The following is a 14,964-nucleotide window of genomic DNA, read 5'->3' as shown; positions in this document are numbered from 1 at the left end:
ACACGACCACCGCCCCATCCGGGCCTACCACTCGTTGCGCGCCTCGCTCCACAGCGTGCCCAGCCAGGCGGGAACCTTTTCCGGATCCAGCGGAACAGTGCCCTTGGTCACGACGGCGGTGTCGTCCATCGCCTCTTTCAACAGCGGCAGATTGAAATCGCCGGCATAGGTATCGCCGCGATAGACCCGCGACACGGTCGACGGCTTGCCATCCAGCAGGTTGACCAGCGCCTCTGCGATGGTGATGCCCAGGATCGCGCCGCACATGCTGTCGGTGGGGAAATGCACGCCGGCGACCGTCCGGTTGATCGCGATCCGGGCGGCGTGGCGATACAGCTCGGTTTCCTCGGACAGATCCTGCGCGACATCCAGTTCGCGGTTGTGCACAAGCCGGGCCAGCAGCGTGGCAAGCGCGAACGCCTCGGTCGCGTGGCCGGACGGCCAGGCGCCGTGACCGGGCGTCTGGATGATCGGCTGCACCTTGCGGGACATCGCGATGGGCCGTGCCACATCAAAACCGAACTTGAGTGTGTATTGCACCGCCTGGCTGAGCGCCGAAACCGCGCTGCACAAGGCCAGCGACCATTCCGTGGCGTTGCGCGACAGGTAGCCGACCATGCCGTAGAATGCGAGGATATTGCCCGTTTGCGCCGCGATCTCGGCATAGCGGTCATAGCGCAGGTCAGCGGCGCTGCGCAGGAACTTGAGCTGATGGGCAGCGAGAAAGTCGTCTTCGGGCTTGTGCAACGTGACAAGCGCCCCGCCCTGAAAATCGACGCGCCCCGTGCTGTTGGCGATGTCCGTGCGGGCGAGATCGACGGAAAAGGCGCTTTGCACCGCGCTGTTCAGAACGGCTTGCTGGGGTCCATCGGCGAGCGACTTGAAAGCTTTCCAGCTGGTCCGGCCGGTCTGGATCGGGGTTCGGTCAGCCGAACCGTTCCAGAAACCGATGGTGCCGTCGCGGGCGTTGCCCAAGGCATAGCCCGATACGCCGTAAAGCTCGGCCGCGGCGCCCTCCTTGCCCTCCTTTCCCTCCTTGCCTTCCTTGCCTTCCTTGCCTTCCTTGCCCTCTTTGCCTTCCTTGCCCAGAAATACATACGTCGCCATAATCGCTCCCCCGGAATAGACTTGTCGTGTCACCATGCTGAACTGGCTTTGCCCGGTCAAAGAGGAAATCCCGCCACCGCGCGGAGATTAACGGTTTTTTAACGCCCGTTGTCCGGATCACAGCGCAATGCTAGGGTAAGTCGGGGTCGCAACAGGGTTTTCTCATGCAGGATGCCGACATCCCTGTCCGTATATCCGTGCTGGGGCCCTTTTCGGTGGACCTGGCGAATGGAAATTGCGCGACGCCCAAAGGCGCCAAGAACCAGGCGCTGATCGCGTTGCTGGCGCTCAGTCCGGACATGACGCGGCCACGGCGCTGGCTGGAAGACAAGCTGTGGTCGACCTTCGGACCCGAACAGGCCAGTGCCAACCTGCGCCAGGCGCTGAGCAAGCTGCGCAAGAGCCTCGAACCCTACGAAACCGCTCTGTCCGCCGACCGGACGACGGTTTCGCTGAACCCGTCCATGGTCTCGGTCGATCTGCTGGCCGGGGCCCTGCCCGCCGATGACCGCATCGAATTGCTCGAAGGCATGGACGCGCGCGATCCGGAATTCGAGGAATGGCTGCGAATGGAACGGATGGAGCTGCAGACGCGGCTTGCCCGGGCAAAGCCGTCCGAGGCCAAGGGCGTCCTGATCGCCTGCCGCACCAAGACCAGCAGCGACGATCCGACGGCGCACCTGATCGGCGACGTCCTGGCCAACCGGATCGGCGAAAACGTCGCCGAACAGGTCCGTGCCTGGCGCCAGGCCAGCGACCAGGACGACCCGATGGCGCAGGCCCCGGTCTCGGATATCTCGATTCAATGCGATCTGCTTCAGGATGGGTCCGGTCAGGCGGTTTTCCTGAAGGCCGTTCATCAACCGTCGGCGCGGATTCTCTATTCGAAACTGCACCAGGTGAACCGGCTGGGCGATGTGCTGGAAACCAGCGAAGACATCGCCAAGGTGATCTTCGAAGCCGCCGACACGATCGTCGGGAAATTGCCGCAAGTGCTGGACAAGTCGCGCCCCGAAACCCGCGCGACCGCGCTGTCGCGGCTGGCGATCTACCGGATGTTCAGCTTCGAACGCAACGGGTTGCGCGAAGCCTACGGGCTGATGAAACAGGCACACGAGCTGGACGAAAACGGCATCTACCTGGCCTGGCTGGGCATGGTGCGGCTGATCCAGCTGATGGAATTGCTCGAAGCCGATCCGCAGGCACTGCGCGAAGAGGCCATCGCCTTCAATCAGGTGGCGATGGAACAAGGTGCCGACAACGCATTGGTGCAAGCCATCGTTTCACAGGTGCGCGGTGCGGCGCAGCGCGATGCCCAAGGCGCCTTCGACCTTGCCGAGATCGCACTGGAGCGGAACGCGGCCTCGGCCTTTGCCTGGCAGAGCTTCGCCGAGGCGAACATGGCGGCGGGGCGGCAGGACATCGCCTTTGCCGCATCGCAGCGTGCCCGCCGGATCGCCCGCACCTCGCCTTTCCGGCATTGGTGGGACCTTGGTCACTGCCTGATTTCCATCGCCTGCAACCGCCCGCTCGAAGCGCTCGAAGCCGGCGAGGCCGCAGCACGGGCGGCCCCGTCCTCGCGTCCGGCACATCGCAACCTGCTGGCGCTCTATGCGCTGGACGGTCAACTGGACAAGGCGCGCGAGGTTGCGGCAAAGCTGGAAAAGATCGAGCCAGGCTTTTCGCTGGACCGGATCGTGAACGACGAGAATTACCCGGTGCGGACCCTGCGCAAGAACGGCTTGCTGGACCCGATCCGCGCGCTGCTTTGAGAACCCCCGGCGGGGGTCACGGCGCAGTCGCCTGATCGGTCTCTCCCATGACGCGAAACTCGGCGGTCAGCCAGGGATGGCCCTGCACCACCAGATCGACGAAATGGCGCTGCGTCAGCCGCCGCATCGTGCCGGCAAGCATCTCGGCCATCTGCACGGGATAGATATCGGTGGTGAACAGCGACACGGTCCGCGCAAAGCCCTTGCCGGGAAACGGCAGCAGCGTGATGCGGTTGTGAAACCGCTTGGCCCGGACATAGCAGCCGGGCGTGGTGATCGCCCATCCGCTGCCATCGGCCACCATGCCAAGGATCGCCGGATTGCTTTCCAGTTCGAACCGGTTCGGCAAGGTGACCTTGAGCCGCCGCAGGTGGGTTTCGATCATCGCCCCGATGATCTGGTTGTGCGAATAGCGGATGAACGGCAGGCCCGTCCGGTCGTTCAGGCAATCGCTTCCCGAAAGCCCGGCGCGCGCCGGCACGGCAAGCACGAAGGGATCGCGCAGCACAGGGTATTCCAGCAGCCCGGTCACATCGGCCACCGGCTGGGTGGCGACACCGGCATCCAGCTTGCGGTCCATCAGCATGCCGATGATTTCGTGGCTGGGCCGGGTGTGGTGCTTGAACGTGCATTTCGGCATCGCCTTGGCCAGAAACTGGGCAAGTTCCGGCGCGACTTCGGTGTCGAAGTCGTCGACGATCCCCAACCGCAGGTCGCGCGCCTCGGCGAGGTTGCCCGAGATCAGTTCGGTCTCGCCGCGGCGGATGATGCGCAACCCTTCCTCGACATAGCGCACAAAGATCTCGCCCGCCGGCGTCAGCACCATCGGCCGGCGACTGTGGTCCATGAGGTTGACGCCCAGGCTTTCTTCGACATTGCGCAAGTGATGCGACACGGTACTGACCGAAAGACCGGTATCGGCCGCAACGGCCCGGAGCGAGCCGGTCTTGGCCAGAAGCTGAAATACTTCGAGCCCGCGCAGGCTGAGATTTGTGCGGTGCATGAAAACGCGGCGCCTTGATCGCATGACTTTCGAAATGATCGAAACACAGTCGCAGCTTTTTCGAAAGCGAAAAATCTGATGGACATCCCGCGCAAGAACGGTGCGAGATGGGGATGGCCAGCTTTCCTCGAAAGCCAATCCGCGATGAGACGGACGGCCCGCAAACAACGGGAGTAATCGATGACCAAACTCAAACTCAAGAGCGCCGTTGCCGCGCTTGCCACCTCGACGGCCATCCTGGCCGGCGGTGCCGCATCGGCAATGGACGAAATCACCGTGGCCTATTTCCTCGAATGGCCGATGCCGTTCCAGTACGCCAAGGTCATGGGCGAATACGAAGAGGCGATGGGCGTCAAGATCAACTGGCGCAGCTTCGACACCGGCACCGCGATGTCCGCAGCCATGGCGTCGGGCGACGTGCAGATCTCGGTCAGCCAGGGCGTTCCGCCCTTCGTCGTCGCCACTTCGGCCGGCCAGGACCTGCAGATCGTCGACGTCGCCGTGTCCTATGCCGACAACGACAACTGCGTCGTGGCCGAAGCCCTGGAAATCGACAAGGACAGCGCCGGCGAACTGGCCGGCAAGAAGGTGGGCGTGCCGATCGGCACCGCCGCGCATTACGGTTTCCTCAAGCAGATGGAGCATTTCGGCGTCGACATCTCGACCATGGAAATCGTCGACATGGCCCCGCCCGAGGGTGCGGCAGCCTTTGCCCAGGGCAACTTGGACATGGTCTGCGGCTGGGGCGGCGCGCTGCGCCGCATGAAGGAGCACGGCAACGTGCTGCTGACCGGCGCCGAAAAGACCGAACTGGGCATCCTGGTCTTCGACGTGACCTCGGTTCCGGCGTCGTTCGCCGCCGAACAATCCGACCTTCTGGCCAAGTTCCTCAAGGTGACCGCCGATGCAAACGCGCGCTGGAACGCCGGCGGTGACGCCGCGGCCGAGATGCTTCCGGTCATCGCCAAGGACGCCGGCATGGACGAGGCCGCGACCGCCGAGACCATCGCAACCTTCGTCTTCCCCTCGGTCGACGAGCAGCTGAGCGGCGCCTGGCTGGGCGGCAACGCGCAGACCTTCATGAACGGCGTCGCCGACGTGTTCGTGAACGCCGGATCGATCCCGTCCAAGCGCGAAAGCTATGACGACGCGGTGAACACCGGGCCGCTGTCTTCCGCAAAGGGCATGTAAGACAAACCGATCCCGGGCGGCGTACCGCCCGGGATCGCCAGCACGGGGGGTGCCATGTCCGGCGATTCCGGCCTGACCATCGACAACATCTCGATGCGCTTCGAGCTGCCAAATGGCAGCCATGTGCAGGCGCTCAAGAACGTCTCGCTTCATCTCGAACAGGGCGAGTTGCTCAGCGTTCTCGGGCCGTCGGGCTGCGGCAAGACCACTCTTCTGAACATCGTCGCGGGTTTTCTGGCACCGACCGAAGGCAAGATCCGGTTGAACGGCCACACGGTGAAGGGCCCCGATGCCGAACGCGGCATGGTCTTTCAGCAAGGTGCGCTGTTCGAATGGATGAACGTGCGCGACAACGTGAGCTTCGGCCCCCGCATGGCCGGGCAAAGCGCGAACGAATACAAGGGCAAGGTCGATCACCTGCTCGAGGTTGTCGGCCTGCGCGACTTCAAGGACAAGGCGATCTACGAATTGTCCGGCGGCATGCAGCAGCGCGTGGCCCTGGCCCGCTGCCTGGCCAACGACCCGGACGTGATCCTGATGGACGAACCGCTGGGCGCGCTGGACGCGCTGACCCGCGAAAAGATGCAAGGTTTGGTGCTGGACCTGTGGAAGGAAACCGGCAAGACGATCGTGCTCATCACCCATTCGGTCGAAGAGGCGCTTTTGCTGGGCGAACGGCTGCTCGTGATGGCGCCGCGCCCCGGCCGTATCCACCGCGAATACCGCCTGCCCTTCGCCGAACGCGGCGTCGGCGCCGATCTGCGGGCGGTCAAGAAATCCGAAGGCTACGCCGAAACCCGCGAGGAAATCCTGGGCATGATCTGGGAGATGGAAGAGGAAATCATGGGTCGCACGGAGTCCGCGCAATGACCGGGATCGTTCTGCTGCTGATCTACGTGGCCATTTTCTTTGCGGCGTTCTTGATCGTGCACTACGTGGTCGAACGCGCGACCAGACACGTCGATTACACCTCGCTCAAGACGGTGACTTTCGGCGATGAAAGCGCGGTTACGCCGAACCGTATCGCATCCGTGGTGTCGGTGGTGACGATCTTCCTGATCTGGGGCGCGTTCACCGGATCCAGGATCACACCGCTGCACATGCCAGGGCCGTTCGTGGGCGACACGTCCTTCAGCTACACCGTGCAGGATGCGTCGGGCGCCACCGCCGATGCCACCGTCACAGTGCGGGTCCACGCGATCGACGAAAACCCCGACGCACCCGAAGTGGCCGCCAGCGACGGCTTTGCCAGGAGCGACAGCGACACGATGGCGGCCTGGCGCAGCGGGTTGATCCGCGCGACCAGCAACGACGAAGGCGAAGACCTGCAGATCGTGGCCATCGACGGTCAACCCATCGCTCCGGGCGAGACCGTCAAGGTCGCCAATGGCCAGGTCAACCTGACACCCAAAGGCAGCCTCAATTTCACTCCGAACAAGGGCCTGCAGATGGAGCCGATCTGGCTGCCGGCACCCGAGGCGGTCTGGAGCCGGTTCTGGGAAATCGCCCGCGAAGGCTATCAGAACTTCACCTTGTTCGAACATCTGGGGTTTTCGCTGCTGCGTGTGCTCGCCGGTTTCGTGCTGGGCTCGCTCGTCGGCATCCCGCTGGGCTACGCGATGGGCCTGTCCGGCTGGTTCCGCGGCTGGTTCGACCCGATCGTCGAATTCATGCGACCTGTGCCGCCGCTGGCGCTGATCCCGCTGGTCATCATCTGGTTCGGCATCTGGGAAACGGGCAAGATCATCCTGCTGTTCCTCGCCGCGCTGTGGATCATGACAATCGCCGCCCGTGCCGGCGTGTCGGGGGTGAACATCACCAAGATCCACGCCGCCTATTCGCTGGGCGCATCCAAGTGGCAGATCATGCGCCACGTCATCGTGCCGAATTCGCTGCCCGAGATCTTTACCGGCGCACGCGTCGCAATGGGGGTCTGCTGGGGCACCGTGGTCGCCGCCGAACTGGTCGCCGCGCAAAAGGGCGCGGGCATGATGATCATCGCGGCTTCTAAATTCCAGCTGACCGATATCGTCATCATGGGCATCATTCTGATCGGCGTCATCGGCTATGGCATCGATATCCTGATGCGCAAGGCCGAGAACTGGCTGGTCCCCTGGCGCGGACGGTCGTGACGGGCGAACCGGCTGGCGACCCCTGAAGGACTCGAACCCTCAACCTGCTGATTAGAAGTCAGCTGCTCTATCCTGTTGAGCTAAGGGGCCGCTTCGCCTGTCATGCAGGCTTTCGCCGGGTCGTGCAAGTCTCAGAGGTCGCGTGCCATGAAGACGCTGAGCGGGTCTTCGACATAGTCGCCGAACGGGGGGACAAGGGCAAAGCCGGCGCGTTCGTAAAGCGCGCGGGCCGCAGCGAACGGCGGTGCCGAGCCGGTTTCCAAAAAAACGCGGCGCGCGCCCATCGAACGTGCCTCGCCCAGCAAGCGGTCGAGAATGGTCCGTCCGAACCCCCGGCCACGTGCCTCGGACAATGTGTGCATGCTCTTGAGCTCGACCGCATCTCCGGAAAGCGGCTTGAGCGCGCCGACCGCCTGAACCGATCCGGTTTCGTCCCGCAGGGCGAAGACCCGCGCGCCGGACGCACGCAGTTCCAGCGACGTCATGACATGGCAGCTTTCGGCAGGGCTTGTCGCGCGCATGATCGCGAAATGGCGTGCAAGGACCGACTCGACCCCGCTGTCGGGGCCCGTGACTTCGGCCACCGTGGTCAATGCGTCCAGGCGCTCTTGCGGTCGAAGGCGAAGTTCTCGGCATAGCCGCGCGGCCGGATGTTCGGCTTGCGCTTCTTGGGTTCCATCACCTGCGCATCGATTCCGTTTTCCCGGGCATAGGCCAAGGCAGCGTCCTTGGTGTCGAACCGCATCTTCACCTGGCTTTGCGTGTCCGAAGACGACGTCCAGCCCATCAAGGGATCGACCGAACGGGCGCTTGCCGGGGCGAATTCCAGCACCCAATGCTTGGTCTTCGCCTGTCCCGACGACATCGCCGTCCTGGCGGGCTGATAGATCCGTGCGCGCATCCGACACCTCCTGCAATCGTCCGCGTTATCGGGGATTTTCGCGTCTCGGGCAAGTGCCGGCGCACCATCGGAATTGTCGCAGGGGGATTGGGCGGCAAGCGGCGGATGGACGGGCACCGAACCACGGGGAGCGAGGGGTAGGTGTGATGTGACGCGGTTCCCAACCGAACCGCCACTTGCCAGAAAAAGCTACATGCGACCGGCATGTTCAAACAAACAAATTTTTTCCGCTCGCGGAAGAAAATCGTTTGTTTTCAGTGTATTCAGCATTGCTTACCTTACGTAAGTCATTGATGTGTTTCAAAGATTCCCGAACGATCGCAAGCGGTTGTGACAAGTTGACGCTTTCTGCGCCGCTTGCAAGGCGGGCAACCGTCGCAGATTCCGCCTCGGCAAGCGGGTTGCGACCTTGTCGGGGTTGAATCCCGCGGCCGCAGGCTCAATTCTGAAACAGATCAAAACGGGAACGCCGCCATGGCCCATGTCCACACCGACAAGACCCCTGCGATTCTGCATTCCGCGGCGCCGGACGTGCGCACGCGCGACAAGCTGGAAGGCGGCCGGGCTTTCGTCATGCACACGCAATTCCAGCCGGCCGGCGACCAGCCGACCGCGATCGCGGAACTGGCGGCCGGCGTTGTGGACGGCGAACAGAACCAGGTGCTTTTGGGTGCGACCGGCACCGGCAAGACATTCACCATGGCCAAGGTGATCGAACAGACGCAGCGCCCGGCCATCATCCTGGCGCCGAACAAGACGCTGGCGGCCCAGCTTTACGGCGAGTTCAAGGGTTTTTTTCCGGATAACGCCGTCGAGTATTTCGTCAGCTACTACGATTACTACCAGCCCGAGGCCTACGTGCCGCGGTCGGACACCTATATCGAGAAGGAAAGCCAGATCAACGAACAGATCGACCGGATGCGCCATTCGGCCACCCGGGCGCTTCTGGAACGCGACGACGTGATCATCGTCGCCTCGGTCAGCTGCATCTACGGCATCGGCTCGGTCGAGACCTACGGCGCGATGACGCAGGACCTGCATGTCGGCAAGGAATACGACCAACGCAAGGTCATGGCCGATCTGGTGGCCCAGCAATACCGCCGCAACGACCAGGCCTTCCAGCGCGGATCGTTCCGGGTTCGCGGCGACAGCCTCGAAATCTTCCCCGCCCATCTCGAAGACCGCGCCTGGAAGCTGTCCTTTTTCGGCGAGGAACTGGAGAGCATCACCGAGTTCGACCCCCTGACCGGAGAAAAGACCGGCACGTTCGACCGCATCCGCGTCTATGCGAACTCGCACTATGTGACGCCGAAACCGACGCTGAACCAGGCCGTCATCGAGATCAAGAAAGAGCTGCGCCAGCGGCTGGACCAGCTGGTGGGCGAAGGCAAGCTGCTGGAAGCGCAGCGGCTGGAACAGCGGACGAATTTCGATATCGAGATGCTCGAGGCGACCGGGTCCTGCAACGGCATCGAGAACTATTCCCGCTACCTGACCGGCCGCGCACCCGGGGAACCGCCCCCGACCCTGTTCGAATTCATCCCCGACAACGCCATCGTCTTCGCCGACGAATCCCACGTCTCGGTTCCGCAGATCGGCGGCATGTATCGCGGCGACTATCGCCGCAAGTTCACGCTGGCCGAACACGGGTTCCGCCTGCCCTCCTGCATGGACAACCGCCCGCTCAAGTTCGAGGAATGGGACGCCATGCGCCCGCAATCGGTGTTCGTCTCGGCCACCCCGGCGGCGTGGGAGTTGGAGCAGACCGGCGGCGTCTTCACCGAACAGGTGATCCGACCCACCGGCCTTCTGGATCCACAAGTCGAAATCCGCCCCGTCGAGATGCAGGTCGACGACCTGCTGGACGAAGTGCGAAAGGTCACTGCCAGGGGCTTTCGCACGCTGGTGACCACGCTGACCAAACGCATGGCCGAAGACCTGACCGAGTACCTGCACGAACAAGGCATCAAGGTGCGCTACATGCATTCCGATATCGACACGCTGGAGCGTATCGAAATCTTGCGCGACCTGCGGCTGGGGGCGTTCGATGTGCTGGTCGGTATCAACCTGCTGCGCGAGGGTCTGGATATCCCCGAATGCGGGCTGGTCGCGATCCTGGATGCCGACAAGGAGGGCTTTCTGCGCTCGGAAACCTCTCTGATCCAGACCATCGGACGGGCGGCGCGCAACGCCGAGGGACGCGTCATCATGTATGCCGACCGCATCACCGGCAGCATGGAACGCGCTCTGGCCGAAACCGACCGCCGCCGCGCCAAGCAGATCGCGTATAACGAAGAGCACGGCATCACCCCCGAGACGGTCAAGAAAAACGTCGAGGACATCCTGGCGGGCCTCTACCAGGGCGATACCGACCAGTCCCGGGTCACCGCCAGGATCGACAAGAACGTGGCCGGCGGCAATCTCCAGACCGTGCTGGAAGGCTTGCGCACGGACATGCGCAAGGCCGCAGAGAACCTGGAATTCGAAGAAGCGGCGCGTCTGCGCGACGAGATCAAGCGCCTGGAAGCGGTTGACCTGGCCGTGCATGATGACCCGCTGGCACGTCAATCGGCAGTCGAGGCCGCTTCGGACGCCGCGGTAAAATCCCGCGGTCGGTCAACCGCCGGGCGGCCCGGTCAACGCGGCGGCAACGTCAAGCGCAAGCGGCGTTAGGGCGACCCCAAAGCGGTATTTCTTCCTGAATCGCTCACCTTATGGTAGAGTTTCCTCACGCCGCTTTTTTCGGCGCGTTTTTAAACCATGCATTTTTGAGCGGAGGAATTTTTACTATGGCCGACGAAAAGACACGCCCCAAGAACGGACAACCCGAGGACACCGAGGACCCGGGCGAAAGCATAGAATCCTGTGGCCCGCGCGCCGAAGTCGGGTCCCTGCCGGAACAGACGCGCCGCATTCCCGCCTTTCGCTGCGCGAATTACGACAACTACACCTGGAGCCCGATCGACCCGGATTCGTCCCGGCGGCTGGCCGAGCTCGATCCGGTGTCGCGCTGCGAATACGAGAAACTGGGATACCTGCCGGAATTGCGACGCGTGCCCCTCGGCACGTTCCAGACCGACGACCACAGCGCTGTTGTCTTCGAAGCGATCCCCGAAATCGGCGAGGTTGCCTATTCCGAAGTGTCCGAATACCCAAGCGGCACTGCCAAGGCACCGGATCTGGCCGACAACACCAGCGCCTCGCCCTTGCTGCGGTTTCTGCAGGTGACGGACAAGACCGTGCCGGTGCCACTGATGCTCAGCGAATTCGATGACCGCAACGACGACCCGGAAGTCGAGAAACTGATCGCCAAGCGCGACCTTGTCGATGCGCTGGACGACTACGGCCGCCAGTTCGTCGCTGCGCCCACGCCGGTCGCATCGTCCTCGGAACCCAGCCCGGTCTGGACCTGTTTCACCGGCGGGCTCAACACCTTCGCCGCCACCTATTGCCAGAACAAGGACATCTCGTATTGCGACAACGGCGCCTGGCTGGACCTGACGCGCAGCACCGGGAACAAGACGCGCTACGTGTCGCATTCCCGCATCGCCTGCTGTTCGAACTACGGCGCCTATGTCGAACACCAGTACCGCTTCTGGTCCTGGACCTACTGGAAATGGAAGTGGACCACCGTGAAATACCCGCTTCCGCCTGCCGCGTGGTGGCAGACACTCGGTTTCGGTGATGTGAAATACTGGAAACATGTCGGCAACAAGAAACGCCGGCGAAAGATCCGCGTCTGGACCGGTGGCAATACCGGGTACTTCCGGTCCTGGACCGCGTTCTACAACTAGACGCGCATGGCCCCGGCATCGACCTCCGCTTCACCGGCGGGGTCGATCGCTTGTCGGGCAGCGCATCCCCCCAGACGACCGGCCGTAAATCGCTTGCTTGCAGCACAGGCGCTCATGTTAGCGTCGCGTTCGATGAAGACGACGCTGACGATCCGTGCCCTTGCCGCGGCGCTGTGCCTTGCCGGTCCGCCGACCACGGCAACTGCCGCGACTGTCACTTGCGCGCCACCCGCGCCCGACAACGCGGTTGTCGCGCCTGTTCTGGAAATCCTTTCACCCGTGTTCGCGCTGTTTCCGCAATTCCGGGACATCCTTCTGAACGATGTCCAACAGGTATGCCTGGCCGACCGCCTGGTCGGCGCCAAGGCCTATGTCGAGACCCGGGACAGCCGGCTGGTGATCGTTGGCGACCTGCCGCGCGGCCTGGCGCAGGCCGTCCTCGTTCACGAATTGCGACATGTCCAGCAAGCGGCGACGGGAGTTTGCTTGCCTCAGGGATTGTCGATGCAGGAAAACGCACGCGCCGTGTTCGCCCTCGAAGCCGACGCCACCGTCGCCTCGCTGGTCGTGGCGTGGACGCTCAGGACACAGGGCGATCCCGATGCCTGGAACGCGCTGAAGACCTGGCCGATGCAGAGTGACATCGCCGACGTCTTCGAACGGGCGATGCAGGATACCGGGGATCCGGCGATTGCCGCGGCGCGCGCCTTCGATCAATGGCACGCCAATCACGAACGGCGCCGGGCGTATTACGTGAACGCCTGCCTCGACTATCTTGACGTTCAGGAAACAACGCACAGCCTTCCCAGTTACGGCACGTTGAACGACGGGTTTTTCCGGGCGCTCTGCTTCATGCCGGATGGCCGCGCCTATCGTTGTGTTCCCCCGGATTGAACCGCGAAGGAGACCGAAATGCGAAGCCTGATCGCTGTTTTCTGCCTGGCCGGGTCCGCGCTGACCGCCTGGGAATTCACTCCCACGCCGGTCTGCACGTTTCGCAATCAGACCCCGGTTGCGGTCGAGGTGACCTTTGACGGTCAACTCTATGCCATCCACCTGACGCGGGCCGGCGGTTGGCCCGACGCGCCCATCTTTTCGTTGCAATTCGACGGACCGGCCGGGCTGAGGATCAGCACCGACAGACACAGGATTACGGGCGACACCCTGACCGTCACCGATACCGGATTCGGCAATGTACTGAACGGGTTCGAATTCAACGATACGGCCACGGCACTGATCGGCGATCTTGCGGTTCCACTGGACCTCGACAAGGCGGCGCCGGCGGTTCGCGCGTTTCGCGATTGCCTGGTGCTGCCGACCGTATGAGCGTCGCGCGAATCCCACTTGACGTAGGGGACGCGATACACCAAATGCACGCAATCCGGACGCGAGGCTCCGTCCGGCGGCTGCAGGGGCGATCCCGCCCCGAGAGCGCGGTCCTCTTCGAGAAAAATGACAATGCGTCTAGCGATTGCCGCGGCCCTGGCCGCCTTCACCGCAATGCCGGTCCTTGCAGACGAAACCACTGGCCGGATTCTCGCCTTCGACCGGGTCGAAGGGCTGATCATCCTGACAGACAAGACCGTCTGGTCACTGGAATTGATGGCCGAACCGCCGTCCGACCTGGTGTCTGGCGACATGGTCAAGATCACCTACGCCGCCGCCGGCGAAGACGGCATCACGGCGATTTCGGCGATCGAAAAGGTCGAAGGCTGACGCCAAATCCATCGACAAGGCCGGACGCCCTCCGATAGGCTGAACGCATGCGCGGGCTCGCCGGTCTTCTCGCCTTGGTATGGCTTGGTGCCTGCGCCACCCCGCAAGAGCGGTGCGTGGCTCAGGCGACCAAGGTCTATCGCGACGCGTTGGCCGAACAGCGCGAGCTGGAGTTCACGCTGGCACGCGGTTACGCGCTGGAAACGGTCGTCATGCCGGTACAGAAATACGTGTGGTGCGATCCCCCAAACGCCAAGCCGCATTTCTGCTGGCGAACCGAAGGCCAGGCGGTGACCCGCCGCGTCAAGGTCGACCTGAACGCCGTGCGCGCCCGCAGCGCCGAGATAAGCCGCCGACTTCCCGGACTGCGCGACGATGCCAATGCCGGTGCCGCACAGTGCCGCGCCACCTATCCCCGGGATTGACCCATCGATGCGGGGCCGAACGCTGTATCACAAGGCCGGGCGCCTGGGCCGTGCCACCGCGCTGGCCAATCTCGTGCTGCTGGTGATCCTGCCGGTGACCTGGACGCTGCCGCTTGTTCGCAACTCCGCCTTCCTCGTGCTGTCCTCCGAAGTCACGATCTTCTGGGGCGCGGTCGAACTGGCGCGTAGCGACCTGTTTCTCGCTCTCGTGGTCGCGGTGTTCGCGATGGTGCTGCCGTTTCTGAAATGCCTGCTGTATTCTTGGCTCTGGTTTGTCGCCACCGCGCCCAGACCCTGGCATTTCAAGCTGGGTTCGGTGCTGGCCAAGCTGTCCATGACGGATGTCTTCCTGATCGCGGTCATTATCCTCGCGGTCAAGGGCCTGCGCATCGGCACGGTCGAGCCGCTTTACGGGCTCTATCTTTTTTCTGGCGTGGTGCTGGCATCGGTCGCCGTATCGATCCTGACCGATCTGACTGCGCGCCGCCCGGTCTAGCCACAGCGCAATTCGGTCACGATACCGACGCTGTCGACCAACACGTTCAGCCTTTCCGCATTGTAATCCATCGTCACCGGTTGGCCCGGCGCGATGACGCGCACCGGCCTGTCGGTCGGCAGCGCAAGCGCCACCGCCGGCTGACCCACGGCCGCGGAAAAGGCCGCCGCGCCGCAGGCATCCGCGCGATCGGGCCAGGGGTCGGATGGCCTGGAACAGGCGACAAGAAACAGGCATGTCGAAAGGATGAAAACATGTCGCATATCGGCACCTCGCCCGCGCAGATTGAACCGTTGACAGAGCGCTGTCGATGGCACAATCACAGGCCCGTTGGGGTCGTAGCTCAGTTGGGAGAGCGCGTCGTTCGCAATGACGAGGTCAGGGGTTCGATTCCCCTCGGCTCCACCATCGCCCGCCGAGACCGCAA

At 63.4% G+C, this 14,964-nt stretch carries 16 protein-coding genes and 2 tRNA genes; 12 read left to right on the top strand and 6 right to left on the bottom strand.

Annotated features, from left to right (window positions below; translation table 11 throughout):
• Window positions 1-24: 24 nt before the first annotated feature.
• Complete coding sequence (locus KUH32_RS09555; protein ID WP_217777797.1) at window positions 25-1,107, bottom strand: phosphatase PAP2 family protein; 1,083 nt, start codon at window positions 1,105-1,107, stop codon at window positions 25-27.
• 164 nt (window positions 1,108-1,271) lie between these two features.
• On the opposite strand from KUH32_RS09555, the gene KUH32_RS09550 reads away from it, so the two are divergent.
• Complete coding sequence (locus KUH32_RS09550) at window positions 1,272-2,879, top strand: AfsR/SARP family transcriptional regulator (RefSeq protein ID WP_217777796.1); 1,608 nt, start codon at window positions 1,272-1,274, stop codon at window positions 2,877-2,879.
• A gap of 16 nt (window positions 2,880-2,895) precedes the next feature.
• Here the strand turns inward: KUH32_RS09550 and KUH32_RS09545 are convergent, their stop codons facing one another.
• On the bottom strand, window positions 2,896-3,882 hold the full coding sequence (locus tag KUH32_RS09545; protein WP_217777795.1) for a LysR family transcriptional regulator: 987 nt from the start codon (window positions 3,880-3,882) through the stop codon (window positions 2,896-2,898).
• Window positions 3,883-4,062: 180 nt separating this feature from the next.
• On the opposite strand from KUH32_RS09545, the gene KUH32_RS09540 reads away from it, so the two are divergent.
• The 3 genes from KUH32_RS09540 to KUH32_RS09530 are packed head-to-tail and all read left to right on the top strand — an operon-like array spanning window position 4,063 to window position 7,205.
• Window positions 4,063-5,073: a taurine ABC transporter substrate-binding protein gene (locus tag KUH32_RS09540; protein ID WP_217777794.1), complete on the top strand. Its 1,011-nt coding sequence runs from the start codon at window positions 4,063-4,065 to the stop codon at window positions 5,071-5,073.
• Between the two features lie 54 nt (window positions 5,074-5,127).
• Window positions 5,128-5,943: a taurine ABC transporter ATP-binding protein gene (locus KUH32_RS09535; RefSeq protein WP_217777793.1), complete on the top strand. Its 816-nt coding sequence runs from the start codon at window positions 5,128-5,130 to the stop codon at window positions 5,941-5,943.
• Between the two features lie 5 nt (window positions 5,944-5,948).
• Complete coding sequence (locus KUH32_RS09530) at window positions 5,949-7,205, top strand: ABC transporter permease subunit (protein ID WP_217778380.1); 1,257 nt, start codon at window positions 5,949-5,951, stop codon at window positions 7,203-7,205.
• A gap of 13 nt (window positions 7,206-7,218) precedes the next feature.
• Here the strand turns inward: KUH32_RS09530 and KUH32_RS09525 are convergent.
• From KUH32_RS09525 to KUH32_RS09515, 3 genes are all read right to left on the bottom strand, one after another.
• Window positions 7,219-7,295, bottom strand: a tRNA-Arg gene (locus KUH32_RS09525).
• A 41-nt stretch (window positions 7,296-7,336) separates the two neighbouring features.
• Complete coding sequence (locus KUH32_RS18470; protein ID WP_348541099.1) at window positions 7,337-7,789, bottom strand: GNAT family N-acetyltransferase; 453 nt, start codon at window positions 7,787-7,789, stop codon at window positions 7,337-7,339.
• Window positions 7,790-7,794: 5 nt separating this feature from the next.
• On the bottom strand, window positions 7,795-8,106 hold the full coding sequence (locus tag KUH32_RS09515) for an ETC complex I subunit (protein ID WP_217777792.1): 312 nt from the start codon (window positions 8,104-8,106) through the stop codon (window positions 7,795-7,797).
• Between the two features lie 474 nt (window positions 8,107-8,580).
• On the opposite strand from KUH32_RS09515, the gene uvrB reads away from it, so the two are divergent.
• The 7 genes from uvrB to KUH32_RS09480 all read left to right on the top strand — a co-directional run bounded on the left by uvrB (window position 8,581) and on the right by KUH32_RS09480 (window position 14,537).
• Window positions 8,581-10,779 (top strand): excinuclease ABC subunit UvrB, encoded by a 2,199-nt coding sequence (uvrB, locus tag KUH32_RS09510; protein ID WP_217777791.1) that lies wholly within the window; start codon window positions 8,581-8,583, stop codon window positions 10,777-10,779.
• Window positions 10,780-10,895: 116 nt separating this feature from the next.
• Complete coding sequence (locus KUH32_RS09505) at window positions 10,896-11,900, top strand: hypothetical protein (RefSeq protein WP_217777790.1); 1,005 nt, start codon at window positions 10,896-10,898, stop codon at window positions 11,898-11,900.
• A 6-nt stretch (window positions 11,901-11,906) separates the two neighbouring features.
• Window positions 11,907-12,794, top strand: a complete 888-nt coding sequence (locus KUH32_RS09500; protein WP_217777789.1) for a DUF6782 family putative metallopeptidase — start codon at window positions 11,907-11,909, stop codon at window positions 12,792-12,794.
• An 18-nt stretch (window positions 12,795-12,812) separates the two neighbouring features.
• Window positions 12,813-13,226: a hypothetical protein gene (locus KUH32_RS09495; RefSeq protein ID WP_217777788.1), complete on the top strand. Its 414-nt coding sequence runs from the start codon at window positions 12,813-12,815 to the stop codon at window positions 13,224-13,226.
• 132 nt (window positions 13,227-13,358) lie between these two features.
• Window positions 13,359-13,616 carry a hypothetical protein gene (locus KUH32_RS09490; RefSeq protein ID WP_217777787.1) on the top strand — a complete coding sequence of 86 codons (258 nt, stop codon included), beginning with the start codon at window positions 13,359-13,361 and terminating at the stop codon, window positions 13,614-13,616.
• A gap of 116 nt (window positions 13,617-13,732) precedes the next feature.
• Complete coding sequence (locus KUH32_RS09485) at window positions 13,733-14,041, top strand: excinuclease ABC subunit B (protein WP_217777786.1); 309 nt, start codon at window positions 13,733-13,735, stop codon at window positions 14,039-14,041.
• Between the two features lie 7 nt (window positions 14,042-14,048).
• A complete protein-coding gene (locus tag KUH32_RS09480; RefSeq protein WP_217777785.1) occupies window positions 14,049-14,537 on the top strand; it encodes a paraquat-inducible protein A in 489 nt (162 codons plus the stop codon).
• On the opposite strand, the gene KUH32_RS09475 is transcribed toward KUH32_RS09480, so the two are convergent.
• On the bottom strand, window positions 14,534-14,800 hold the full coding sequence (locus KUH32_RS09475) for an I78 family peptidase inhibitor (RefSeq protein WP_217777784.1): 267 nt from the start codon (window positions 14,798-14,800) through the stop codon (window positions 14,534-14,536). The two genes, KUH32_RS09480 and KUH32_RS09475, sit on opposite strands and share 4 nt — an antisense overlap.
• A 69-nt stretch (window positions 14,801-14,869) precedes the next feature.
• Here KUH32_RS09475 and KUH32_RS09470 point away from each other — a divergent pair.
• Window positions 14,870-14,945 (top strand) — tRNA-Ala (locus tag KUH32_RS09470).
• Window positions 14,946-14,964 lie beyond the last annotated feature (19 nt).

This window comes from Thalassococcus arenae (genome assembly GCF_019104745.1).
Classification (GTDB): Bacteria; Pseudomonadota; Alphaproteobacteria; order Rhodobacterales; family Rhodobacteraceae; genus Thalassococcus_B; species Thalassococcus_B arenae.
Note: the sequence above shows the minus strand (reverse complement) of the source record. Positions and strands in the feature narration are given on the sequence as shown.

Bases quoted from the DNA above. Each gene is read 5' to 3' on its own strand.
- uvrB (WP_217777791.1), top strand. From the start codon at position 8,581: ATGGCCCATGTCCACACCGACAAGACCCCTGCGATTCTGCATTCCGCG.
- KUH32_RS09495 (WP_217777788.1), top strand. From the start codon at position 12,813: ATGCGAAGCCTGATCGCTGTTTTCTGCCTGGCCGGGTCCGCGCTGACC.
- KUH32_RS09545 (WP_217777795.1), bottom strand. From the start codon at position 3,882: ATGCACCGCACAAATCTCAGCCTGCGCGGGCTCGAAGTATTTCAGCTT.
- KUH32_RS09555 (WP_217777797.1), bottom strand. From the start codon at position 1,107: ATGGCGACGTATGTATTTCTGGGCAAGGAAGGCAAAGAGGGCAAGGAA.
- KUH32_RS09550 (WP_217777796.1), top strand. From the start codon at position 1,272: ATGCAGGATGCCGACATCCCTGTCCGTATATCCGTGCTGGGGCCCTTT.
- KUH32_RS09505 (WP_217777790.1), top strand. From the start codon at position 10,896: ATGGCCGACGAAAAGACACGCCCCAAGAACGGACAACCCGAGGACACC.
- KUH32_RS09500 (WP_217777789.1), top strand. From the start codon at position 11,907: ATGGCCCCGGCATCGACCTCCGCTTCACCGGCGGGGTCGATCGCTTGT.
- KUH32_RS09535 (WP_217777793.1), top strand. From the start codon at position 5,128: ATGTCCGGCGATTCCGGCCTGACCATCGACAACATCTCGATGCGCTTC.
- KUH32_RS09540 (WP_217777794.1), top strand. From the start codon at position 4,063: ATGACCAAACTCAAACTCAAGAGCGCCGTTGCCGCGCTTGCCACCTCG.
- KUH32_RS09490 (WP_217777787.1), top strand. From the start codon at position 13,359: ATGCGTCTAGCGATTGCCGCGGCCCTGGCCGCCTTCACCGCAATGCCG.
- KUH32_RS09515 (WP_217777792.1), bottom strand. From the start codon at position 8,106: ATGCGCGCACGGATCTATCAGCCCGCCAGGACGGCGATGTCGTCGGGA.
- KUH32_RS09480 (WP_217777785.1), top strand. From the start codon at position 14,049: ATGCGGGGCCGAACGCTGTATCACAAGGCCGGGCGCCTGGGCCGTGCC.
- KUH32_RS09475 (WP_217777784.1), bottom strand. From the start codon at position 14,800: ATGCGACATGTTTTCATCCTTTCGACATGCCTGTTTCTTGTCGCCTGT.